A 23217-nucleotide genomic window follows, 5' to 3' on the forward strand; every position below is an offset into this window, starting at 1 on the left:
CCTCAGGGATCCCCGGTTTCAACATAGGGCTTGCCGCTGCGGTAGAGCGCCAGCCGGGCGCGCATCCCTTCCAGGCTGTCATCGTCCGGAGCGAACCGGACGAGGTCGGCGATGGCTTCCTCCTGTTTCGCGACCGCCTCGGCGAACCGGCCGTTGGCAGCATGGCAGGCCGCCAGCGTGTCGACCTGGCCGGACGGAAGGAAGTCCTCTTCCCCGAGCCGGCGCGCCACGCGCCCGCCTTCCTCGCGATCGGCGACGTCCGCGTGCGGCGTCGTGCACAGCACCCAGGCCAGATTGTTGAGCACGAGCGCGTTGTCCTTGGCGTCCAAGGCACTCCGCCACATCTGGACCGCGCGGGCACGGCCTGCGTTCTCGCCGACCTCGTAGAAGTAGTAGAACGCCAGGCCGTCGATCGCGTCGACGTAACCGGCGTCGATCGCCTTCTGGACCCAGGCCTCGCCCGCCTCGGGCTCGGGGTCGCCGAAATCGCCGCGCATCATGCCCAGGCCCAGCAGTGTCTGCGACTCCCGGTCGCCGTCCTGTGCGTCCTTGAGGTAATACGTCCGCGCTTTTTCCGGATCCTTGTCGACGCCGACGCCGCGGAGGTGGAAGTCGGCCAGGTAGCGGCGCGCCTTGGCCCCGTTCTCGGTGTCCTCGAGGCTTTTGAGTATCTCGATCGCCCGGGCGGCGCCGAACCGCATGCCCTCGAGCCCTTCGGAATACAGCTCGACCAGTTCGAACATCGCCTGCTGGCTGCCGTACATCACCGCGCTGATCAGCCAGCGCTCCGCTTCCGGACCCTTGCGGGCCGCCCAGGCATCCCAGCCCAGGCGCGTCATCGCGTCCACGTCGCCGCCGGCGGCCGCCTGGCGGCGCCAATGGGCCGCGGCGTCCGGATCCGCCTTGACGCCGTCGCCATCCGCGAGACGGGTCGAATACACGTCCTGCGAGTAGGGATCGCCCAGATGCGCGGCCTTGACCAGCCACTCCAGCGCCTGCGCATCGTCGGCACGGTCGTGCAGCTGCTGCGCCAGGGCGATCGTCGCGGCGACCGAGCCGCCCCGGGCCGCGACCTGGACGGCCTCGCGGTCGGCATCGGTCCAGTCCGAGGTCTTGGCGTCTTCGCGCGCCAACGCCAGAAGCACCGTCGCCGCCGGCAGGTCGCGCCGCGCCGCCTTGTCCAGACGTTCGAGCAGCGCGGCGCTGAACGGCTGCTTCATGCCCAGCTGGTAGCGGGCGAAATCGAGGCTGGCGCGTCCCGGGCCCATGGCCCGGTCGGCGGCATCGAGCAGGGCGAGGCTGGCGCGCTCGTCCTTGTCGACGCCGATGCCATGGGCATAGGCCAACGACAGCAGGACCGTCGGCGTGCCGTGGCCCTTCTCGACGAAGGGCAGCAGCGCATCCACCAGGCCCTCGCCACAGCCGGCGAACGGCTCGCGGTGGCAGGTGAGCAACCAGACATGGGCGGCGTGGACGCCGCCGATCTCGGCGATCGGGCGCAGCAGCGTCACCTTTTCGGCCGGGTCCTCGCTCGCGCTGGCGCGTCGGGCCGCGTCGAGGTCCAGGCCCATGATCTGCTTCTGGTCCACGAAATGCCGGACCACGTTGTCCTGATAGGCCTTGCGGAACGCCGGGTAAACCGCATTCGCATCGTCGCGCGACAGCTGTACGTACGTGTCGGTGAAGTCGAAAAGCAGGTGCCGTTCGCGCTTGTCCTCGGGATCCCAGGCCGCGACCTGGATGATCAGGTAGCGCTCCTGCGGCTGCGTTTCCAGCGACTGGTAGCGGAACTCCAGGCCGGATGCCTCGAGCAGGGCGTAGATGTCGCGTCCGACGACCACCCGGATCGGCGGCGAACTCCAGTCTGCCGGCGCCGACGCCAGCGCGTGCCGGGCCAGCGCGCCGAACCAGGCCAGATGCCGCTCCGCCCCGGACTCGTCCCCCAGCAGATCGGCGCAGCGGTAGGCCAGGTAGTGGATGGACAGGCCGACCGGCACCGTGGCCACGGCCCGCTCCAGCGCATCGGCGTGCTCGCGGCAGCCCTGGGCCGACGGTTTCTGGTCGTCGTCCTCGGCCTTGAATGCCTCCGAATAGGCGTCGTAGACGGCTTCGGCGTCCGCCTCGGCGAGAAACTTCTTCCACGCCGCATCGACGGCAGCGGGCGAGACATCGGGATCCTTGGCGAACACCGGCGCCGTGGCCAGGAGGAACGCCGGAACCAGGAGCCAGGACCATCCGCCGCCGCGCTTACTCTTCGTCATTGTCTGCCTCCTGCATGGCGCCGCGCAGCAACGCCTTCAGGCGGCGGTCGCGGTCGCGGCTTTCGATCGGGGTGGGCATGCCGAAACTCAGGTTGATGCCCATGTGGTCGCGGATGTCGCGGATGGCGCCGATGTAGTCGGCGATCTCGCCTTCGGTGACATGGTCTCGTGACCATTTCAGTTCGTGCACCACCGAAACGGTGCCGCCGTCCTGACCGATCTTTCGGCGGTAGGACGCCGGGCCGGCCGTGGCCCGGGTCTCGCCCGGCAGCGTCGACAGGACCCAGCCCGGCGGCAGGTCCACCCGGACCTCGTGCCGCAGCCTGGCGGGACGATCCAGCTCCAGCGGCGCCGTCCGGTCCATCGCACCCGGCAGCTCGGCATCGGCGGACAGCGTTTCCGCGAAGGATTCGAGGTAACGCCGGTCGCCGTCGCGCTGCACCGGTGCGGCCAGCCGGTAATGCTCTTCCACCACCAGGCGGTTGGCGTCCTCGTCCTGGCTGACCTGCGTCGGGCTGGCCACGGTCAGGTCGCCATACCGCTTCCGGTAGTAGTTGCTGAAGTCCTCGGACATGCGCTCGAGCGTCTGGCTCTGCAGACGGAGCCGGGCCCGCTCGGCGCGCGCGCCGCGGTACTGGGTGCGGACCCGCAGTTCGGCCGTGCCCTTGTCGGCGTCGAGAACGAAGTGTTCGACCACCTCGACGCCGTTGTCGACCTTTTCCGGCGCCGACATTTCCACCAGCCGGTCCGAACCGCGGGCGACCGGCAGGGCCAATCCGGTCGTACCCAGGTCCATCTGCCGCAGGTCGCCGCGCTGCCCGGTGCGGGTCGCGTCGAGCCAGAAGTCCTGGCCATCGATACGGGCGCGCGCAATGACGTGGTTGAACGCAGAGGCGGCGGGCAGTTCGTCCGCCAGGCCGCGGCTGGTCGACACCAGGGCCGGGACCGCCTCGATGTCGAGTTCGCGCAGCAGCGCCACCAGCAGCTGGGTCTTGTCCTTGCAATCACCGTAGCGCCGCTGCCAGGTCACCGCCGGGGCATGCGGCTTGTGGGTGTTGTCGCCCATCTCGACGCCGAAGTAGCGGACCTCTTCCTGCACCAGCTTCAGCGCGGCAGCGGCGCGCTCGTGAGCGCTGCCGAGCTTCCGCCACTGCGCGACACGGAGCTGGAGTTCGGCCGGAATCGCCGCGTCGGCGGGGTAGAGCCTCAGGGCCCAGTCGACGATGTCGGACCAGCGCCGCTGCTCCGAAATCTGGAGGCGCGGATAGGGATTGAACCAGTTCGGGTAGCCCCCGAGATCGCGGATGGCCTCGATATCGAGCAACCGGAACGAAAGTTCCAGCGCGTCCGGGCGCTGGGCCCGCTCGGGTGCCGGCGCCGTGCCCTGACGCAGCACTTCGACCCGGGTACCGGGATCGAACAGGATGCGGCCCGTGCGCAGCGCGATCGGCGCGGACCAGGCCAGCAGGAATCCATCCGCCGTGTTGCCCTCGAGGATGGGGTTGCTTCCGTCGATGGTGTAGGCGATCCGGATCACGTCGCCGACACGCACGTCCTCGAGCACGATCAATGCGGTGACGCTGCCGTCGGAGAGGTCTTCCTCGAAACCCGCCTCGCGACGGGCCAGCGAGATCTGCTCCGGCACCAGGCGGTCCAGCCAGCGGCCGTCGCGGCGCAGTTCGACCCGGTGGATGGTCAGGGTCTGGAACTGCGGGCTGAAGTTGACACTGAAGCGTGCCGCGCTTCCGAGCGTGGCGGTGGAGCGGGCCTCGTAGGCGAAGACCTCATGGTCGAGGTGCCGCCCGCCGCGGCGGTCGACCTGGCGATCAAGCAGCCAGTAGCGCCACGGCGCCTCGACGCCCTCATCCTTCCAGGTGTCGGGAACCGCCACCGGCACCACGAAGCCAGGCTCCGGGGCAACGGTGAAACGGTATTCGCCGCGTTCGTGCACCACTTCCCCGGCCCAGGCCGGCAGGACGGCCATCGCCAGGACCAACCACCACAGTCGACGCATACCGTTCTCTCGGACCGGAAGTTCAGTGCCGTGACTTTAGCGCAGTCACGGCCGGCAGTTCCTTGCCCTCGCAGAACTCCAGGAAGGCGCCGCCGCCGGTGCTGATGTAGCCGATGCCGGCCTCGACGCCGTACTTGTCCACCGCGGCCAGGGTGTCGCCGCCACCGGCGATCGAAAAGGCCGGGGAATCGGCGATGGCCTGGGCCAGCACCTGGGTGCCCTTGCCGAAGGCGTCGAACTCGAACACGCCGACCGGGCCGTTCCAGACCACGGTGCCGGCCTTCTTGATCATTTCCGCATAGCGCGCGGCGGTTTCCGGACCGATGTCCAGGATCATGTCGTCGGCACCGACTTCGTTGACCTTCTTCACCGTCGCCGGCGCGTCGGCCGCGAAGGCCGGGGCCACGACCACGTCGGTCGGAATCGGGATGTCGGCGCCGCGCGCCCTGGCGTCGGCGATGATCTGGCGCGCGGTGTCGAGCAGATCGTTCTCGCACAGCGACTTGCCGACCGGGTGGCCGACGGCGGCGATGAAGGTATTGGCGATGCCGCCGCCGACGATCAGCTGGTCGACCTTGGACACCAGGTTCGACAGCAGCTCGAGCTTGGTGCTGACCTTGCTGCCGGCGACGATGGCGATCAGCGGGCGTGCCGGCGCTTCGAGCGCCTTGGCCAGCGCGTCGAGCTCCGCCATCAGCAGCGGGCCGCCGCAGGCGACCTTGGCGAAGCGGATCGCGCCGTGCGTCGAGGCCTGGGCGCGGTGCGCGGTGCCGAAGGCGTCCATGACGTAGACGTCGCAGAGTGCGGCGTACTTCTTCGACAGCGTCTCGTCGTCCTTGCCCTCGCCGACGTTCATGCGGCAGTTCTCGAGCAGCACCAGCTGGCCCGGCTTGACGTCGACGCCGTCGGTCCAGTCCTTCCGCAGCGGCACCTCGCGGCCGAGCAGCTCGGACAGGCGCGCGGCAACCGGGGCGAGCGAATCCTCCTGGGTCCAGACGCCCTCCTTCGGCCGGCCCAGGTGCGAGGTCACCATCACCGCAGCCCCCTTCTCCAGCGCCAACCGGATCGTCGGCAGGGCGGCCGTGATGCGCTGTTCGGACGTGATGCGCCCGTCCTTGACCGGCACGTTCAGGTCTTCGCGGATCAGCACGCGCTTGCCGGCCAGGTCGAGGTCGGCCATGCGGAGGATGGTCATGAGGGGCTCCGGGGAGGGGTGTGCGGGGAAGAACCGCATTTTCCCCCGCGGAGGCGGGCCGGGGCAAACCGCGGGGCCGCATGGGAGAATGCGCCATGGCCATCGAACCGATCGACCCGCCCGTGCTCGAAAGCGACCGCGTGCGCCTGCGCCCGCTGCGCACGGCCGACGCGGCCGATGTGTTCGCGCTCTACAGCGACCCCGAGGTCTGCCGCTACTGGAGCTTCGCGCCCTGGACCGAGCTGGCCCAGGCCCAGGCCTGGCTGGCCGAACGCATGCCGATGCGGCCTCCGTCCGTCTACGGCTGGGCCCTGACCGAGCCCGGCGAGGACCGCTTCATCGGCACCACCGCGCTGTTTTCGCTGAGCGGCCCGAACCAGCGCGCCGAACTCGGCTATTCCCTGCTGCCGGCGCGCCAGGGCCGCGGCCTCGCGCGCGAGGCGGTGCGCCTGGCGCTGGACCACGCCTTCGGGCCGCTGGGCCTGGAGCGGGTCGAGGCCGACGTGGATCCGCGCAACGAACCCTCCTGGCGCCTGCTCGAGCATTTCGGCTTCCAGCGCGAAGGCCTGCTGCGCAACCGCTGGCGGGTGGGCGGCGAGTTCGCCGATTCGTGGATCTACGGCCTGCTTCGGCCCGACTACCGGAGGGCCGCATGAGCTTCGGCATCGCCGACGCCGTCGCCGCCCTGCGTCGGGGCGAGGCCATCGGCCTGCCCACCGAGACGGTGTACGGGCTGGCCGCCGATGCCTCGCGGCCCGAGGCGGTGCGCCGGATCTTCGAACTCAAGGGCCGGCCGGCGGACCATCCGCTGATCGTGCACATCGCCGGCGCTTCGCGACTGGACGCCTGGGCCACCGACATTCCCGCCGCGGCGCGCACGCTGGCCTCCGCCTTCTGGCCCGGCCCGCTGACCCTGATCCTGCGCAAGCAGGCGCACGTTCCGGACGAAGTCACCGGCGGCCAAGCCACCGTCGGCCTGCGCTGCCCCGCCCACCCGATCGCGCTGGACGTGCTGCGCGCCTTCGGCGGCGGCCTGGCCGCACCTTCGGCCAACCGCTTCGGCCGCATCAGCCCGACCACCGCCGCGCACGTGCGCGAGGAATTCGGCGACGCGGTGCCGGTGGTGCTCAATGGCGGCGAGTGCACGATCGGCATCGAAAGCACGATCCTGGACCTGTCCTCGGACACGCCGCGCATCCTGCGGCCCGGCATGATCAGCCGCGCGCAGATCGAAGCGGTGATCGGACCGGTCGCGGACGGTGTCGCCGGCGACAGCCCGCGCGCCTCCGGCACGCTCGAGGCGCACTACGCGCCGCGCACGCCGCTGCTGCTGCTGCCGCGCCCCGCGCTGCTGGACGAAGCCCGCCAGCAGTCGGCGTTCGGAAAGCGCATCGCCGTGCTGGCGCTCGACACCCTTCCGGACGGACTCGATGGCCTGGCCCTGCCCGCGGCCGCGGATGCCTATGCGCATGGCCTGTACGCCGCGCTGCGCACGCTCGACGCGCGCGGCGTCAACCTGCTGCTGGCCGAACGCCCGCCCGAAGACGGCGCCTGGCTGGCCGTGCACGACCGCCTGCGCCGCTCCGCGGCCGGCGCCGGCGCGGGCGACGACGCCCCATGAAGGCCGCGCCGCGCTTCAGTGCCTGGGCCGCCGTTCCCGACGGCATCACGGCGCTGATGTTCGCGGTGGTGTGGTGCTTTCCCTTCGCGTTCGGCGCGCTGTCGGTGAAGACGGCTATGCTGACGATGCTGGTGGAGTTCTTCCTGATCCACGCCACCGGATTTTTCACGGCGCTGGACGGCAATTCGCGCGTACCGGCGCGGCTGCGGATCGGTAGCCTGGCCGGCCTGAGCCTGTTCTACGTGTTGATGATCGGCGCCTTCGCCTGGGCCTTCGGCGAATGGTGGCCGTTGCTGGCGTTCGCCTGGCTGGTGGTCGGCAAGGTGCTGTGGGCGCGCGGCGACGAAGCCGGAGACGACGCGACGATGTGGAAGATGGCGGCCTGGGCCGGCTCCGTGGCCGCCTACCTGTTCGCCGTGGCCGTGACCTCGATCGTGCCGCTGCCGCGACTGGGCATGCGCGAGGAACTGCAACCGCGTTTCGGCTTCGGCGACAGCATGAGCGGCGCCTGGGTAGAACAGCCGCAGTCCGTGGTGGCGATGGGCGTGCTGTACTTCGGCCTGCTGTGCGCGGCCAAGGTGCTGGCGGCACGCTGGCAGGCAAAGCGCACGGCACGGGCCGCGGCGGCACCGACGGCGTCCTGAAAACAGGAAGCCCCGGCCAGGCCGGGGCTTCCATGAAGCGATGCCGCCGGAGTTACTTCGCGGCCATCAGCGCCAGCGTCGTGTCGAGCATGCGGTTGGAGAAACCCCACTCGTTGTCGTACCAGGCGCCGACCTTCACCAGCGTGCCGCCCATGACCTGGGTCAGCGTGCTGTCGTAGACCGAACTGCGCGGATCGTGGTTGAAGTCGACCGAGACCAGCGGCTGCGTGTTGAAGCCCAGCACGCCCTTGAGCTCGCCCTCGCTGGCGGCCTTCACGGCAGCGTCGATCTCTTCCTTGGTGGTGTCGCGCTTGGCGACGAAGGACAGGTCGACGAAGGATACGTTGATGGTCGGCACGCGCATCGAGAAGCCGGTCAGCTTGCCGTTGAGCTCCGGCAGCACCAGGCCGACCGCGGCGGCGGCGCCGGTCTTGGTCGGGATCTGCGACATGGTCGCGCTGCGGGCGCGGCGCAGGTCGCTGTGGTAGACGTCGGTCAGCACCTGGTCGTTGGTGTAGGCGTGGATGGTGGTCATCAGGCCGTGCACGATGCCGATCTTCTCGTTCAGCACCTTGGCCAGCGGCGCCAGGCAGTTGGTGGTGCAGGATGCGTTCGAGATGACGGTGTCGGACGCCTTCAGCGTGCCGTGGTTGACGCCGAACACGACGGTGTTGTCGACGTCGTTGCCGCCCGGGGCCGAGATGACCACCTTCTTGGCGCCGGCGGCGAGATGCGCGCCGGCCTTGGCCTTCGAGGTGAACAGGCCGGTGCACTCGAACACGACATCCACGCCCAGCTCGGCCCAGGGCAGCTTGGCCGGATCGCGCTCGGCGCAGACGCGGATGCGGTCGCCGTTGACGACCATGTGGTTGCCGTCCACCGACACGTCGGCGTTGAAGCGGCCGTGCGCGGTGTCGAAACGGGTCAGGTGCGCATTGGTCTCGGCGTCGCCCAGGTCGTTGATGGCCACGATCTGGATCTCGTGGGTGCGCTTGGATTCGTAAAGCGCGCGGAGGATGTTGCGACCGATGCGGCCGTAGCCGTTGATGGCGACCTTGATGGACATGACGTCTCCTGGGAACCGCCAGACGGGCGGGTGGGGGTGGAAAGCCCGGCATTTTAGCAACCCCGGGGCCCCGGTCCCAGCATCGGCGGATTTGACCATCCTCAAGGCGGCACCCCGAGACCGGGCGGACACTGGCGCCATTCACCCACCGGAGCTCGTCCCCATGCACCTTTCCAAGCTGATCGCCCCCCTCGCCTGCGCCTGTGCGCTGGCCCTGACCGCCCCCGCCCAGGCCCAGGAGGCCGGGGACTGGACCTTCTCGGTGGGCGCCCACACGGTTGCCCCGAAGTCCGGCAACGGCCGCCTGGCGGGAGGCGCCCTGGCGGCCGACGTCGGCAACGACTGGCGCCCGACCGTCACCGCCGAATACTTCTTCAGCCCGAACTGGGGCCTGGAAGTGCTGGCCGCCCTGCCCTTCGAGCACGACATCCGGGTCAACGGCGTGGGCGCCGGTTCGACCAAGCACCTGCCGCCGACCGTGAGCCTGCAGTACCACTTCCAGGGCGAGCGCGTGACGCCGTTCCTGGGCCTGGGCGTGAACTACACGGCCTTCTTCGACGAGCAGGTCCGCGGCCCGCTGGCCGGCGCCGACCTCGAGCTGGACGCGTCCTGGGGCCTGGCCGCGCACGGCGGCGTGGATATCGCCGTCGGCGACCACAAGTGGCTGCGCCTGGATGCCCGCTGGATCGACATCGACACCGACGTGAGCGTGAACGGCGCCGACGTCGGCACGGTGCAGATCGACCCCTGGGTCTACGGCGCGGCCTTCGTCTGGTCGTTCTGAGCCCGCGATGGCGACGTTCATGGCCGCTGGCGTAAAGTCCGCGGCCATGAAGACGTTCCTTTACTGCCTGCTGTTCGCCGCCACCACCCTGCTGCCGGCCCCGGCCTCCGGCTGGAGCCGCCAGGGCCACCAGATCGTCGCGGAGCTGGCGGCGCAGGACCTGACGCCGCAGGCACGGCGCGAGGTCGCGGTCCTGCTGGCCGGCGAGCCCGACCCCACCCTGGCGGGCATCGCCACCTGGGCCGACGACATCCGCGCCGAAAGCCGCGTCGGCGAACACGCCCTGGGCAAGCGCAGCAGCCGTTGGCACTACGTCAACTTCCAGCGCGGCGCCGGCTGCGAATACGTGCCGGCCCGCGACTGCCCCGGCGGCAACTGCGTCATCGGTGCCATCAACGCCCAGCGCGCCATCCTGGCCGACCGCACGCGGCCGCTGGCCGAACGCCGCGACGCGCTGAAGTTCCTCGTGCACTTCGTCGGCGACGTGCACCAGCCGATGCACGCCGGGTATGCCGACGACCGCGGCGGCAACAACCACCAGCTCAACTACCGCGGCAAGGGCGCGCCCAAGGGCGAGGGCACCCAGCTGCACGGCGTCTGGGACTACTGGCTGCTGCAGAGCGCCGGGCTGGACAACCCCGCCTACGTGCAGCGCCTGCGGCAATCGCCGGTGCCGGCCGAACCCGGGCCGGCCAGCGACAACCCGCCCGTGGCCTGGGCCCTGGAGTCCTGCCGGCTGATGCAGGCCGAGGGTGTCTATCCACCGCGGCGCCGGATCGGCGACGACTATCTCGACCGCTTCCGCCCGGTGGCCGAGACACGCCTGCGGCTGGCCGGCGCGCGACTGGCCGCGCTGCTCAACGCCAGCCTGGCCCCCGCGCGCTGATCGGCATCAGGTGCCGGCGGCTGGTTTGCCCGGTTCGAACTTCACCGGCACCGCCACCCAGGCTTCGACCGGCTTGCCGTCCTTGGTCTGGGCGGTGAAGGTCCACTTCAAACTGGTCTCGCGCGCCGACGCCACCAGCGGCGAATCGGACGGCACGGTGCTGCCCTGCGGCTCGAACTCGCTGCGCACCGCGCGCCCATCCTTGCCCACCAGCACCCGCAGCATCACCGTGCCGCCCTCGCCCGCCGCCACCTGTGCCGCGGGATAGGCAGGCACCGGGCCGCTGAGACCCTCCGTCAGCTCGACGGGCTGGCCGACCTGCCCGCCGCCCGTCACCAGCATCTCGATCCGGATCCCCTCGAAACGATCCGGGAACTGTTCGCCGATACCGATGGCCGCCGGCGTGCCCAACTTGGTGATCAGGCGCGGCGAACCCTGGCTGGCGCCATCTCGAAGGATCTCGGCGGCGATGTGGACCTGGCCTTCGTCCATCGGCTTCAGCGTCAGCGTCATGTCCCAGCGCTGGCCGTCCTGGCTGTAGGTGAAGGCTTTCGGCTGGCCCGGCCGCATCGTTGCCGTCTCGACGCGTTCACCGCCGCCGTTCAGGGTCAGCGTCATCTGCAGCTGCAACTCCTCGGCCGAAGGCGCGGCGGGCTGCGCCGCCCAGACGGTCCAGCCCGCCGCCAGCGACAGCAGGGCCGCGAGGACCAGGCCGGTGAAACCGCGGAGCCGATGGGGCGAGTGGTGTTTGAGCATGGCAATGCGCTCCTTCAGGGGATGGGAGCCGAACCAGTGGCAGCCAAGGGGCAGCGGCCGGTCGGCGAGTTGGGTCTTGAGCAGGGCATCGCCGTAAGCGCGACGCGACTGCGGGTGACGGCGCAGCACGGCCGCGTCGCAGGCCAGTTCCTGGTCGTGACGGAACCGGGCCGCGCCGTAGTGCAGCAATGGGTTGAACCAGAACAGACAGCGCAGCGCAGCGACCAGCGCGCCGGCATAAAGGTCGCCGCGGCTCCGGTGCACGCCTTCGTGGCAAAGCACGAGCTGACGTTCGAGGCTGTCGTAGCGCTGCTCGAAATCCCGGGGCAACACGATCTGCGAGCGCCAGCCGATCACTGCCGGCAGCCCGGCGACCGATTCGCTCTCCAGCAGTCCGTCGGCGCGACGATGCAACGCGCCCAGTCCGCGCAGGAAACTGCGCTGCTGCCGCACCAGCAGCCACCAGGTGATCAGCAGGCCGAGGCCCCAGAGCGACAATGCCCAGGCCCGATAGTCGACTTGCGGCGTCGTGACCATGGCCGGCATGCCGGCGACTCCCGCGGCCACCACGGCGACCATTCGCGGTGCCGTCGGCACGACGGCCGCGGGCAGCATGCTGGCCAGCAGCACCGCCGGAACCAGCCCCCAGGCGGCATAGGCCGCACCCGCGCCAAAAGCGGCGCGCAACGGACGGCGCAGCAGCAGTACCAGCAGGATCGCCGCCGCAACGGCGAGCGTGGCTTCGGCCAGCCAGGCGCTGAGTTCACCGACCATCGTCGAGCTCCTGGATCAGCTTCTTCAGCTCGGCGATGTCCTTCTTCGAAAGTTTCCGGTGCTCGGAGAAATGCGCGACCATCGGCGCCAGTCGGCCGCCGAACAGGCGATCGAGCAGTCCTTTGCTCTCCTGCTGCAGCCAGTCCTCGCGGCGCAGCACCGGGGCGTAGAGATAACGGCGGCCCTCGCGTTCGACGCTGACGGCGCCCTTGTTCAGCAGCCGATTGAGCAGGGTCTTCACGGTTGCCTCCTGCCAATCCTGGCGGTCGCCCAAGGCAGCGAACACCTCAGCGGCCCCCAGGGGGCCGTCCTTCCAGAGCACTTGCATGACGACGGATTCGGCTTCGCTGATGGGCATGATGATTACGCCTGTAATTTGACGATAAATCTACACTTGTAATCGAAGCTGTCAAGCCCTCCCGGCACCGATGCCATACTGGCCCCGTCCCCAGACGACCCAGGCCATGGACCGACCGCAGACCCTCGACTCGCTCGACGCCGCCGTGGACCGGCTGCTGCAGCACGCCGGCACCACCGTGGTGCTGGCCGCGCCGCTGGGCCTGGGCAAGCCGCATCGCCTGCTCAACGCCATCACCCGCCGCATCGCCGCCGAGCCGACGCGTTCGCTGCACCTGCTCACCGCGCTGTCGTTGACGCCACCCGCCGCCGGCGCGGGCCTGCAGAAGCGCTTCCTCGGGCCCTTCCTGGAACGGCAGTTCGGCGCCGATTTCCCGGTGCTCGACTACGCGCTGGCGATGCGCGCCGGCACGCTGCCGGCGAACATCCGGGTCGAGGAGTTCTACATGCAGTCGGGCGCGATGCTGCGCGCCGACCGCGCCCAGCGCGACTACGTCAGCCTCAACTACACCCACGTCGCCCGCGCGGTCGCCGAGCGCGGCGCCAATGCGCTGGTGCAGAAAGTGGCGCGCGAACCCGGCGGCACGCGCCTGAGCCTGAGCTGCAATCCGGATCTGACGTTCGACCTGCTCGACGAGATGGTGCGGCTCGGCAAGCCGCGGCCGCTGCTGATCGCCGAAGTGGATCCGCATCTTCCGTGGCTGGACGGCCCCTGCGCGGTGGCCGCGGACTTTTTCGACGTCGTTCTCGACCTGCCCGGCCCGGCGCCGCGGCTGTTCGCCCTGCCACGCGAGCCGGTGAACGAGGTGGACTACGCCATCGGCCTGTATGCCAGCACCCTGGTGCGCGACGGCGGCACGCTGCAGATCGGCATCGGTTCGCTGTCCGATGCGCTCTGCCATGCGCTGGTGCTGCGGCATACGCGCAACGACGATTACCTGGCGGCGCTCGAGGCGCTGTCGCCCGGACTGGCCGACTCGCCGCTGGTGCGGGCCACCGGCGGCACCGCGCCGTTCCGGCAGGGCCTGTACGGCGCCAGCGAAATGGTCAACGACGGCTTCCGCCGCCTGGCCGAGGCCGGCGTGCTGACGCGGCGCGTGGTGGACGACGCCGCGGCCATGGCGCGCATCAACCGCGGCCAGGCGACCAGCGCCGACCGCGCCCTGCTCGAGCGCGAGGGCCGCTGGCTCGACGGCGCCTTCTACCTCGGCTCCAGCGACCTCTACCGCTGGCTGCGCGAGCTGCCGCCGGAACAGGCGCGCGGCATCGGCATGACCCGCGTTTCCCACATCAACGAGCTGTACGGCAACAACGAGGCGCTGGAACGCGAACAGCGCCGCGACGCCCGCTTCTTCAACACCTGCATGATGATGACTGCGCTGGGCGCGGCCGTGTCGGATGCGCTGGCCGACGGCCGCGTGGTGTCCGGCGTCGGCGGCCAGTACAACTTCGTGGCGATGGCGCATGCGCTGCACGACGCCCGCTCCGTGCTGATGCTGCGCGCCACGCGTGCGGCGGACGGCACGGCGGCGTCGAACATTCTCTGGAACTACGGCCACACCACCATCCCGCGCCACCTGCGCGACCTGGTCATCACCGAATACGGAATCGCCGACCTGCGCGGCCGCAGCGACGGCGACTGCGCGGCGGCAATGCTGGCGGTGACCGATGCCGCCCACCAGGCCGCGCTGGCCCGCGACGCGATCGCCGCGGGCAAGCTGCCGGCGGATTTTTCGCTGCCGCCGCGCCTGGCGGGCCATCGTCGCGACCAGCTTGCGGAGCGCCTGCGGCCGCTGCGCCAGCGCGGCGTGCTGCCCGACTACCCCATGGGCAGCGACTTCACGGCGGTGGAGCAGCGGCTGGCGCGCGCGCTGGGATGGCTGAAGGCGCAGACCCAGACAGCCCCGGGACGCCTGCGTGTGCTGGCGGCGGCTCTGCCGTCCGCTGCCGCTGACGATGCCGAGGCGATGCAGCGCATGGACCTGTCGACGCCGAAGGGTTGGCGGGCGCGGCTGGATGCCCGCCTGCTCGCGTACGCCTTGCGGCGTACGTCGACCTAGTCCGCCTCGGGCAAGCCGAGCAGTCGCCGCACCTGCGGCTCCAGGCTGTTGAGGCCCGCGCTGCGTCCCCTTGAAAGGGCGGTCCGTGCATCGGCACCGTTGAACCAGGCCTCGCGCAATGCGACCAGGGCACCTACGCGATTGCCGCTGGCGCAGTGCACCAGCAGCGGTGCAGGCAACTCCCGCAGTGCTCGGTCCAGCGCTGCCGCCGACTTCCGCCCCAGCGCGCTTGCATCGGCGATCGGCACCGCGGCGTAGATCAGGCCCGCAGCGGCGACTTCATGCGACTCGTTGCGTGCAGGCAGTTCGGCCGCGGGCCGCAGGTTGAGCACGCTGCGCAGCCCCGCCTCGCCCAGCGCCGACCAATGCTGCGGCTCCGGCTGGCCGGCCGAATACACGCCGTCCGCAACCTGGCGCCAACCGGGGATCACGAGCGGGGAAACATCGGGATTCACGGCATTAGTCCGGACAGTAGAGCGCGTGCAGTGTCGCCATCAGGCTCCGGACCGGCCCGTCCGACAGCGAGTAGTGGATGACCTGGCCTTCGCGGCGGGTCTCGACCAGGTTCCCCTCGCGCAGTTTGGCTAGATGCTGCGATAGCGCCGACTGGCTCAGCTCGAGGCGCTGCAGCAGGGCGCCGACGCTTAGCTCGCCTTCGGCCAGATGGCAGAGGATGAGCAGGCGCTGGTCGTTGCCCAGCCGGCGCAGGAGCGCGGCCGCTTCGGCGGCGGCGGCCGGCATGGCGCGCAGATCGCGGGGATTTTTGATGGTGGCTGGCCTGGGCATGCGGCGATTATATTGTTGCTTTCTAATTTAGCAAGTGCTAATTTGCAGCCAGCCGAGGAGACCCGACATGAGCCGCCCGAACGTCCAAGCCTTCCACCACGCCGAAACCGGCACCTGGAGCTATGTGGTCAGCGACCCGGCCGGCGACGCGGCCGCGATCATCGACCCGGTGCTCGATTACGACCCCAAGTCCGGCCGCACCGGCACCACGGCCGCAGCGCAGCTCGTCGCCCATGTGCGCGGCCAAGGCTTGCGCGTGGAATGGATCCTGGAAACCCACGCGCACGCCGACCACCTGAGCGCCGCGCCCTGGCTGCAGCGGCAGGTGGGCGGCCGCATCGCCATCGGCGCCGGCATCCGCGAGGTGCAGGCGACGTTCAAGCCGATCTTCAACCTCGAGCAGGAGTTCGCCACCGACGGTTCGCAGTTCGATCATCTTTTCGCCGACGGCGAAGCGTTTGCGCTGGGCGCCATCACCGCGCGCGTGATCGCCACTCCGGGCCACACCAACGACAGCGTGAGCTACCTGGTCGGCGATGCGCTGTTCACCGGCGACAGTCTGTTCATGCCCGATGGCGGCACGGCGCGCTGCGATTTCCCGGGGGGCGACGCGGGCAAGCTTTTCCAGTCGATCCAGCGCCTATACCTGCTGCCCGACGACACGCGGGTTTTCGTCTGCCACGACTACGCGCCCGGCGGCCGCCCGGTCGCCTGCGAGACCACGATCGGCGAACAGAAGCGCAGCAACATCCACGTGCGCAGCGGCGTGCACGAGATCGATTACGTGAAGACCCGCCGCGCACGTGACGCCACGCTGGCCATGCCGGTGCTGATGCTGCCGTCGGTGCAGGTGAACATCCGCGCCGGCCAGCTTCCGCCGGCCGAGGACAACGGCACCCGCTTCCTGAAGATCCCGCTGGACAAACTCTGATGGTGACCGAATCTACCCCCCTTGCTTCCCTGGCCGGCGGCGCGCTCATCGGCCTCTCGGCCACCGCCCTGCTCTGGCTCAACGGCCGGATTGCCGGCATCAGCGGCATCGCCTGGAGCGCGCTGCGCGAAACGGGCGGAGAGCGCCGCTGGCGCCTGATGTTCCTTGCCGGCCTCATCGCCGGCGCGGGCCTCTGGTTCGCGTTCGCGCCGGGCATTGCCGCACCGCGCGAGGGCTTCGCGCTACCGCTGCTTCTGGCCGGCGCGCTGCTCGTCGGTGTCGGCACGCGCCTGGGCAGCGGCTGCACCAGCGGTCACGGCATCTGCGGGCTGGCGCGCCTGTCGCCGCGTTCGCTGGCGGCGGTGGTCGTGTTCATGGCGGTGGCGATCGCGACGACGACGGGGGTGCGCCATGTCTTCGCCTAGGCCCGCGCTTTTCGCCGCGCTTTCTGGCCTGCTCTTTGGCCTCGGCCTGGCCGTGTCGGGCATGGCCGACCCGGACAAGGTGCTGAACTTCCTCGACCCGCTCGGCGACTGGGACCCCAGCCTGGCCCTGGTGATGGCCGGGGCGCTGATGGTGGCCCTGCCCGGCTTCGCCTGGGTGCGCCGCCGCGGCGCCGCCGTCTGCGGCCCGCTGCAGCTGCCCACCCACACGCGCGTGGACCGCGACCTGCTTCTGGGCGCGGCGATCTTCGGAATCGGCTGGGGACTGGCGGGCTATTGCCCGGGCCCGGCCCTGGCCGGGCTGGGGCGACTGGCGCCGGAATCGCTGTGGGTCGTGCCGGCGATGTTCGCCGGCTTCTGGATCGCGGACCGCCTGAAACGTTGACTCAGCGCAGCGACTTCGCCGCCGCCACCACGGCTTCGACGGTGATGCCGAAGTGCGAGTACAGGTGTTCGGCCGGCGCAGACGCGCCGAAGCTGTCGATGCCGACCACGGCGCCGTCCAGCCCCACGTACTTGCGCCAGTAGTCGGTGACGCCGGCTTCCACCGCGACGCGCTTGCGGCACCAGGCCGGCAGCACGGCCTCACGCCATTCGAGCGGCTGACGGTCGAACACGTCGGTGCTGGGCATGGACACCACGCGGGCCTTGATGCCCTCGGCCGCGAGACGGCGCATGGCCTCCATCGCCAGTTCGGTTTCCGAGCCGGTGCCGATCAGGATCAGGTCGAATTTCGCCTCGCCCGGATCGGACAGCACGTAGCCGCCGCGGGCGATGTCGGCGACCTGCTGCGCATCGCGCGCCTGGTGGGCCAGGTTCTGGCGGCTGAAGACGAGGCAACTCGGACCGTCCTTGCGTTCGATCGCAGCCTGCCAGCTCACGGCCGACTCGACCGCGTCGCAGGGGCGCCAGACGTCGTTGTTCGGGATGTAGCGCAGGGCCGCCAGGTGTTCGACCGGCTGGTGGGTCGGGCCGTCTTCGCCCAGGCCGATCGAGTCGTGGGTGAACACGTGGATGGCGCGGGTCGGGATCAGGGCCGACATGCGCAGTGCGTTGCGCGAATAGTCGGAGAACACCAGGAAGGTGGCGTCGTAGGGGATGAAGCCGCCGTGCAGCGCGATGCCGTTGCTGATCGCGCTCATGCCGAACTCGCGCACGCCGTAGTGCACGTAGTTGGCGCTGGCGTCGTTCGTGGTTACCGACTTGCTGCCCTTCCACAGCGTGAGGTTGGAATGCGCCAGGTCGGCCGAGCCGCCGATCAGCTCTGGCAGCAGCGGGCCGAAGGCGTCCAGCGCCATCTGCGACGCCTTGCGCGAGGCGACCATCGGGCCGTCCTGCTGCAGCTTGGCGGCATAGGCCTTGGCGGCCTCGGCGAAACCGTCCGGCAGTTCGGCGTGCGAACGGCGCACCAGCTCGGCGGCCAGTTCCGGATGGGCCTTGGCGTAGGCGTCGAACAGGCGGTTCCACTGCTCCTCGCGCACCAGACCGGCATTGCCGGCGCGCCAGCCGTCGGCGATCGCCTGTGGGATCTCGAAGGGCGCATGCGGCCAGTTCAGCGCCGTGCGGGTGGCGGCGATCTCGTCCTTGCCCAGCGGCGCGCCGTGGCTGGATTCCTTGCCGGCCTTGCCGGGCGAGCCGAAGCCGATCGTGGTACGGCAGCAGATCAGGGTCGGCTTGCCGGTTTCGGCCTGCGCGGTCCGGATCGCCTGGGTGATTTCCTGCGGATCGTGGCCGTCGACCTTGCGGATCACCTGCCAGCCGTAGGCCTCGAAACGCGCGGCGGTGTCGTCGGTGAACCAGCCGTCGGTATTGCCGTCGATCGAGATCTTGTTGTCGTCCCAGAAGGCGATCAGCTTGCCCAGGCCCCAGGTGCCGGCAAGCGACGCGGCTTCGTGCGAGATGCCTTCCATCAGGCAGCCGTCGCCCATGAAGACCCAGGTGTAATGGTCGACGACGTCGAACTCGGGGCGGTTGAAGCGCTGGGCCAGCAGCTTCTCGGCGAGCGCCATGCCGACGGCGTTGGCCAGGCCCTGGCCGAGCGGGCCGGTGGTGGTCTCGACGCCCGGGGTGTGGCCGAATTCGGGATGGCCGGCGGTCTTGCTGTGCAGCTGGCGGAACTTCCTGAGCTGTTCGATCGGCAGGTCGTAGCCGCTCAGATGCAGCAGCGCGTAGACCAGCATCGAGCCGTGGCCGTTGGACAGCACGAAGCGGTCGCGGTTGAACCACTTCGGATTCTGCGGGCTGTGGCGCAGGAAGTCGTTCCAGAGCACTTCGGCGATGTCGGCCATGCCCATGGGCATGCCCGGATGACCGGACTTGGCCGCCTCGACGGCATCCATGGCCAGGAAACGGATGGCGTTGGCGAGGTCGCGGCGGGTCGGCGTGGTCATGGAAGGCTTCGGAGGCGGCTCCCGCGGGGTGCGGGCGCCGTATTCTCCCATCCTCCCGCCACGGTGTCGCGGTTGCGGCCCGGGCCGGGCGCTGCTAGGTCGCCGCGGTCAGGCCTGCTCCACGGCCCCCGCGGGTTCGGCCGGCCGGTGCGACTCGCCCTGGGATACCAGGGTGGCGATGGCCAGGTCGCCGGTGACGTTCACCGTGGTGCGGCACATGTCCAGGAAGTGGTTCACGCCGAGCACCAGGCCGATGCCTTCGGCCGGCACGCCCACCATCGCGCAGATCAGTGCCACCACCGGCAGCGAGCCCGAGGGCACGCCGGCGGTGCCGATGCCGCCCAGGATGCAGACCAGCATCACCAGGAACTGCTGGCCCAGGCTCAGGTCGACGCCGAAGAACTGGGCCAGGAAGATCACCGTCACGCCCTCGAACAGCGCCGTGCCGTTCTGGTTGGCGGTGGCGCCGATGGTCAGCACGAAGCGCGAGACGTGGCGCGGCAGGCCGAGCTTCTCGTCGGCCACGCGCAGCGCGGTCGGCAGGGTGGCATTGCTCGACGCGGTGCTGAAGGCCATCAGCATGGCCTCCTGCACGCCGCGGAAGAACTTCGCGGGCGAATAGCCGCCCAGGAACTTCAGCGCCGCCGGGTAGACCAGGAACAGATGGATCGCCAGCGCCCCGACCACGACGAGCACGTAGGTGCCCAGGCGGATCAGCAGGTCCCAGCCGAACAGCACCGCCAGGTTGAACATGAAGCAGAAGACGGCATAGGGCGCCAGCCGGATCACCAGACCGATCAGGGTCATCGAGACCTCGAACAGCCCCTCGATGCCGCGCTTGAGCGCCGCCAGCGCCGGCGTCGCCGGGCTCAGGACAATGCCGATGCCGAACATCAGCGAGAAGAACATCAGCGCCAGGATGGTGCCGTTGTCGGAAGCCGCGCGCACCGCATTCTGCGGCACGATCGACAGCAGCATGTCGATGCCGCTGGCCTGCGACTGGCTGTCGCGCACGATCGCCTGCGCGCGCTCGGCGCTTTCGGAAAGCAGCTGTTGCGCCAGCACCGGGTCGACGCCGGCGCCGGGCCGCACCAGTCCGACCAGCACCAGGCCGATCAGCACGGCGGTGCCCGACATCAGCACCGTGTAGGCCAGCGTGCGCCAGCCGATGCGGCCGAGCGAACGCACGTCGCCCATCTCGGACACGCCGACCACCAGGGCCGAGAACAGCAGCGGCACGATCAGCATGAAGATCAGGCTGAGGAACAGGGTCGAGAACGGCTGCGTGACGTAGCCGATCACCGACTTCACCCAGGCGGCGTCGCTACCGGCCGAATAGTGGACGCTCAGGCCGATCACGAGGCCAGCGAGAAAACCGATGGCGATCTTCCAGTGCAGCGGCAGGGGCTTGCGGGTGCTCATCGCGGGGACTCCGTGGCGGGACGGACGCGGTTCGAACGGATCTCACCGGACTTGAGCCGGGCCAGATAGCTGTCGAGTTCGCGCCTGACGACCGGCATCAGCAGGTAGACGCCGATCAGGTTGGGGATGGACATCAGCAGCAGCATCGCGTCGGCGATGCCGACGATGCTGCCGAGCTGCATCGAGCAGCCGACCACGGTCATCGCAAGGAAGACCGCCTTGAACAGGTTCATCGCCAGCACCGATTCGCCGGTGAGGAAACCCACCGCCTTGGTGCCGTAGTAGCCCCAGGTGATCATGGTCGAGTAGGCGAACAGGAACACCGCCACCGTCAGCACGTACGGAAACCACGGCAACACGGTGGCGAAGGCCTGCGAGGTCAGCGCCACGCCGTCGTGCCCCTGCTGCAGGTACTGCCCGGAGACGATGATGATCAGCGCCGTCATGGTGCAGATCACTACGGTATCGATGAACGGCTCCCAGAGCGCGACGAAGCCTTCGGTGAGCGGCTCGCGCGTGCGCACCGCCGAATGGGCGATCGCCGCCGAGCCCAGGCCCGCCTCGTTCGAGAAGGCCGCTCGCCGGAAACCGACGATCAGGGCGCCGAGTACGCCGCCGTAAGCCGCCTCGCCGCTGAACGCGCCGTGCAGGATCGCCGCGACGGCCGTCGGGATCCTGTCGGCATTCACCGCCAGCACGACCGCGCCCGCCAGCAGGTAGACCGCCGCCATCGCCGGCACCAGCCGTGCCGTGACCTTGCCGATGCGCGAAATGCCGCCCACCACCACGATGCCGGTGAGCACCGCCAGCCCGATGCCGAACAGCCAGCCGCGCCCGGCCAGTGGCCCTTCGGCGCCACCGGTCACGGCGAATACCTGGGCGAAGGTCTGGTTGGCCTGGAACAGCGCGCCCGACCCCGCCGCGCCGCCGACGATGCAGGCGGCGTAGAACACGGCAAGACCCTTGCCCAGACCGGCCAGCTTCGGGTGGTTGGCGGCGATGCCCTGCTGCAGGTAGTACATCGGCCCGCCGGAGACACTGCCGTCAGCGTTCTGGCGCCGATACATCACGCCCAGGGTGCATTCCACGAACTTCGAGGACATGCCCAGCAGGCCGGCCACGATCATCCAGAAGGTGGCGCCGGGGCCGCCGACCGTGATTGCCACGGCGACACCGGCGATATTGCCCAGCCCGACCGTGCCCGAAACCGCGGCGGTCAGCGCCTGGAAATGGCTGACCTCGCCCGGACCGGTCGGATCGGCGTAGTCGCCGCGGATCACCCGGAAGCCGTGCGCGAAGCCGCGCAGGTTCACGAAGCGGAAGTAGACGGTGAAGACGCAGGCCGCGACCGCCAGCCAGACCACGATGGCCGAAGCGCTCAGACCGCCAGGCAGCGGCAGTTCGACGAATACGGCGGCCGAAAGCCAGTCGGCGATCGGCCCGAAGATCGCCTGGATGCGGGCATCGATGCCCGTGGCGGCCTGGGCAGGGCCGACGGCGAGGGCAAGGGCGGCGCCGGTCAGGCGCGACAGGGTCTGGGTCACCAGGCGGTCCAGGAATGGAAACCCGGGCAGCTTACCAGCCGCGGCCGGCCTGTCAGCCCGAGGCGAGCAGCACGTCCAGGCGCTGCGGCCGGCCGATCAGATAGCCCTGCGCGTACTGGCAGCCCAGGCGACGCAGGGCCTCGAGCTGTTCCGGCGTCTCGATGCCCTCGACCACGATGTCGGCCGACAGGGCGTGGCCCAGGCGCACGATGGTCTCGACGATGGCCATCGAACGGACATCGTCGAGCATGCTCCGCGAGAAGGACTGGTCCACTTTGATGGTGTCGAAGGGCAGCCTGTGCAGGTGGCAAAGGTGCGAGTAGCCGGTGCCGAAGTCGTCCAGGGCGACCTTGATGCCGTGGCCATGGCAGACGTCGATGATGCCGGCGACCAGGGTGTAGTCCAGCACTTGGCTTTCGGTGATCTCGATCTTGAGGCTGCCGCGCGGCAGGCGGGCGGCGTCCACCCGCGCGACGATGCGCTCGATCAGGCCGGGATGCGCCAGCTGGCGCGCCGATACGTTCACGGCGACGAAAGGAGCGCGGCAGGTGCCGGCCGCGATCAGGCGGCCGACGGCGTCGCAGGCGGTGTCGATCACGTACTCGCCCACCGGCACGATCAGCGACGTTTCCTCGGCGAGCGCGACGAATTCGCCAGGGGAGATCCAGCCGCGCTCGGGATGGTTCCAGCGCACCAGCGCCTCGAAGCCGGCGACCCGGTCTTCGGCCACCGACAGCAACGGCTGGTAGCTGAGCTCGAGGTGGCGGTTGGCCAAGGCCTCGCGCAGCTGCGCCTCGAGGCGGATCCGGCCCGTGCCCAGGCGTTCCGAAGGCGTCGGCGTATCGGGCATGGGCTGCTTGCCCTGCAGCGCGGCCAGGGCACCGCGATAGCGCTTCAGCTGGCCTTCCAGCAGCGAGCGCACGATCGGGTCGGTGGCCGCCAGCCGGTCGGCGATCTGCTGGCGGTCGAGCGGGAACAGCACGGCGGCACTGACGGCAGTCGCCGTGGCGGTGCGCGGGGCGTCGTCGATGACCGCCATCTCGCCGACCAGATCCCCCGGACCGAGCAGGCTGAGGACCACTTCGTCGCCGCGCTGGTGGGTCTTGACCTCGATGGTGCCCGATTCGATCAGGAACGCGGCGCCGGGCTCGTCGCCCTCCCGGAACAGGAGATCGCCGGCTTCCAGCTGCACCCTCAACGGACTCATCCCTTCTCCTCGCGCCCCGTGGTTCATGAGTCCATAAACGGCACAGGGCCGCTTTCGCGGCCCTGTGGCGGTGAAA

At 69.9% G+C, this 23217-nt stretch carries 21 protein-coding genes; 9 read left to right on the forward strand and 12 right to left on the reverse strand.

Annotation, left to right across the window (positions count from 1 at the left end):
- Nucleotides 1-2: 2 nt before the first annotated feature.
- The 3 genes from E1B00_RS10525 to E1B00_RS10535 are packed head-to-tail and all read right to left on the reverse strand — an operon-like array spanning nucleotide 3 to nucleotide 5470.
- Nucleotides 3-2261, reverse strand: a complete 2259-nt coding sequence (locus E1B00_RS10525) for a tetratricopeptide repeat protein (RefSeq protein WP_139448494.1) — start codon at nucleotides 2259-2261, stop codon at nucleotides 3-5.
- Nucleotides 2248-4275, reverse strand: a complete 2028-nt coding sequence (locus E1B00_RS10530) for a DUF3857 domain-containing transglutaminase family protein (RefSeq protein ID WP_139448496.1) — start codon at nucleotides 4273-4275, stop codon at nucleotides 2248-2250. Before E1B00_RS10530 ends, E1B00_RS10525 begins: the two co-directional genes overlap by 14 nt.
- A gap of 22 nt (nucleotides 4276-4297) precedes the next feature.
- Nucleotides 4298-5470 (reverse strand): phosphoglycerate kinase, encoded by a 1173-nt coding sequence (locus tag E1B00_RS10535; RefSeq protein WP_139448498.1) that lies wholly within the window; start codon nucleotides 5468-5470, stop codon nucleotides 4298-4300.
- Between the two features lie 95 nt (nucleotides 5471-5565).
- Here E1B00_RS10535 and E1B00_RS10540 point away from each other — a divergent pair, with 95 nt between their 5' ends.
- The 3 genes from E1B00_RS10540 to E1B00_RS10550 are packed head-to-tail and all read left to right on the forward strand — an operon-like array spanning nucleotide 5566 to nucleotide 7735.
- Nucleotides 5566-6126 (forward strand): GNAT family N-acetyltransferase, encoded by a 561-nt coding sequence (locus tag E1B00_RS10540; protein WP_176693202.1) that lies wholly within the window; start codon nucleotides 5566-5568, stop codon nucleotides 6124-6126.
- Nucleotides 6123-7091, forward strand: coding sequence for an L-threonylcarbamoyladenylate synthase (locus E1B00_RS10545; protein WP_139448502.1), 969 nt, complete (start codon nucleotides 6123-6125; stop codon nucleotides 7089-7091). The genes E1B00_RS10540 and E1B00_RS10545 overlap by 4 nt, the downstream gene beginning before the upstream one ends.
- Nucleotides 7088-7735 (forward strand): hypothetical protein, encoded by a 648-nt coding sequence (locus E1B00_RS10550; RefSeq protein ID WP_139448504.1) that lies wholly within the window; start codon nucleotides 7088-7090, stop codon nucleotides 7733-7735. The genes E1B00_RS10545 and E1B00_RS10550 overlap by 4 nt, the downstream gene beginning before the upstream one ends.
- A 52-nt stretch (nucleotides 7736-7787) precedes the next feature.
- On the opposite strand, the gene gap is transcribed toward E1B00_RS10550, so the two are convergent.
- Nucleotides 7788-8801, reverse strand: a complete 1014-nt coding sequence (gap, locus tag E1B00_RS10555) for a type I glyceraldehyde-3-phosphate dehydrogenase (protein WP_139448506.1) — start codon at nucleotides 8799-8801, stop codon at nucleotides 7788-7790.
- Between the two features lie 163 nt (nucleotides 8802-8964).
- Here gap and E1B00_RS10560 point away from each other — a divergent pair, with 163 nt between their 5' ends.
- The gene (locus tag E1B00_RS10560) at nucleotides 8965-9585 is read left to right on the forward strand and encodes an OmpW/AlkL family protein (protein WP_139448508.1); all 621 of its coding nucleotides are present in this window, start codon (nucleotides 8965-8967) and stop codon (nucleotides 9583-9585) included.
- A 46-nt stretch (nucleotides 9586-9631) separates the two neighbouring features.
- On the forward strand, nucleotides 9632-10471 hold the full coding sequence (locus tag E1B00_RS10565) for a S1/P1 nuclease (protein WP_139448510.1): 840 nt from the start codon (nucleotides 9632-9634) through the stop codon (nucleotides 10469-10471).
- A gap of 6 nt (nucleotides 10472-10477) precedes the next feature.
- Here the strand turns inward: E1B00_RS10565 and E1B00_RS10570 are convergent, their stop codons facing one another.
- Both E1B00_RS10570 and E1B00_RS10575 read right to left on the reverse strand, forming a co-directional pair.
- Nucleotides 10478-12001, reverse strand: coding sequence for a TonB family protein (locus E1B00_RS10570; protein WP_139448512.1), 1524 nt, complete (start codon nucleotides 11999-12001; stop codon nucleotides 10478-10480).
- Nucleotides 11991-12359: a BlaI/MecI/CopY family transcriptional regulator gene (locus E1B00_RS10575; RefSeq protein WP_139448515.1), complete on the reverse strand. Its 369-nt coding sequence runs from the start codon at nucleotides 12357-12359 to the stop codon at nucleotides 11991-11993. Before E1B00_RS10575 ends, E1B00_RS10570 begins: the two co-directional genes overlap by 11 nt.
- A 106-nt stretch (nucleotides 12360-12465) precedes the next feature.
- Between E1B00_RS10575 and E1B00_RS10580 the strand changes: the two genes are divergently transcribed.
- Complete coding sequence (locus E1B00_RS10580) at nucleotides 12466-14418, forward strand: acetyl-CoA hydrolase/transferase C-terminal domain-containing protein (protein ID WP_139448517.1); 1953 nt, start codon at nucleotides 12466-12468, stop codon at nucleotides 14416-14418.
- Here E1B00_RS10580 and E1B00_RS10585 read toward each other — a convergent pair.
- Nucleotides 14415-14873: a protein tyrosine phosphatase family protein gene (locus tag E1B00_RS10585; RefSeq protein WP_139448518.1), complete on the reverse strand. Its 459-nt coding sequence runs from the start codon at nucleotides 14871-14873 to the stop codon at nucleotides 14415-14417. The genes E1B00_RS10580 and E1B00_RS10585 overlap by 4 nt on opposite strands.
- A 4-nt stretch (nucleotides 14874-14877) precedes the next feature.
- Nucleotides 14878-15159, reverse strand: a complete 282-nt coding sequence (locus E1B00_RS10590) for an ArsR/SmtB family transcription factor (protein WP_139448976.1) — start codon at nucleotides 15157-15159, stop codon at nucleotides 14878-14880.
- A gap of 112 nt (nucleotides 15160-15271) precedes the next feature.
- Between E1B00_RS10590 and E1B00_RS10595 the strand changes: the two genes are divergently transcribed.
- Genes E1B00_RS10595 through E1B00_RS10605 form a run of 3 tightly spaced genes read left to right on the forward strand, consistent with a single transcriptional unit; the run spans nucleotide 15272 to nucleotide 16963 of the window.
- Nucleotides 15272-16135 (forward strand): MBL fold metallo-hydrolase, encoded by an 864-nt coding sequence (locus E1B00_RS10595; protein ID WP_139448520.1) that lies wholly within the window; start codon nucleotides 15272-15274, stop codon nucleotides 16133-16135.
- Nucleotides 16135-16560: a YeeE/YedE family protein gene (locus tag E1B00_RS10600; RefSeq protein WP_139448522.1), complete on the forward strand. Its 426-nt coding sequence runs from the start codon at nucleotides 16135-16137 to the stop codon at nucleotides 16558-16560. Before E1B00_RS10595 ends, E1B00_RS10600 begins: the two co-directional genes overlap by 1 nt.
- Entirely contained in the window at nucleotides 16547-16963 is a 417-nt protein-coding gene (locus tag E1B00_RS10605) for a DUF6691 family protein (RefSeq protein ID WP_139448524.1), read from the forward strand. Before E1B00_RS10600 ends, E1B00_RS10605 begins: the two co-directional genes overlap by 14 nt.
- A gap of 1 nt (nucleotide 16964) precedes the next feature.
- Here E1B00_RS10605 and tkt read toward each other — a convergent pair whose 3' ends face one another.
- From tkt to E1B00_RS10625, 4 genes are all read right to left on the reverse strand, one after another.
- Nucleotides 16965-18968, reverse strand: coding sequence for a transketolase (gene tkt / locus E1B00_RS10610; RefSeq protein ID WP_139448526.1), 2004 nt, complete (start codon nucleotides 18966-18968; stop codon nucleotides 16965-16967).
- 108 nt (nucleotides 18969-19076) lie between these two features.
- Nucleotides 19077-20390, reverse strand: a complete 1314-nt coding sequence (locus E1B00_RS10615; RefSeq protein WP_139448528.1) for a dicarboxylate/amino acid:cation symporter — start codon at nucleotides 20388-20390, stop codon at nucleotides 19077-19079.
- Complete coding sequence (locus E1B00_RS10620) at nucleotides 20387-21934, reverse strand: alanine/glycine:cation symporter family protein (protein WP_220396273.1); 1548 nt, start codon at nucleotides 21932-21934, stop codon at nucleotides 20387-20389. Before E1B00_RS10620 ends, E1B00_RS10615 begins: the two co-directional genes overlap by 4 nt.
- 52 nt (nucleotides 21935-21986) lie before the next feature.
- Nucleotides 21987-23141: an EAL domain-containing protein gene (locus E1B00_RS10625; RefSeq protein WP_176693203.1), complete on the reverse strand. Its 1155-nt coding sequence runs from the start codon at nucleotides 23139-23141 to the stop codon at nucleotides 21987-21989.
- Nucleotides 23142-23217: the final 76 nt, after the last annotated feature.

Source organism: Arenimonas terrae (assembly GCF_006265115.1).
Classification (GTDB): domain Bacteria; phylum Pseudomonadota; class Gammaproteobacteria; order Xanthomonadales; family Xanthomonadaceae; genus Arenimonas; species Arenimonas terrae.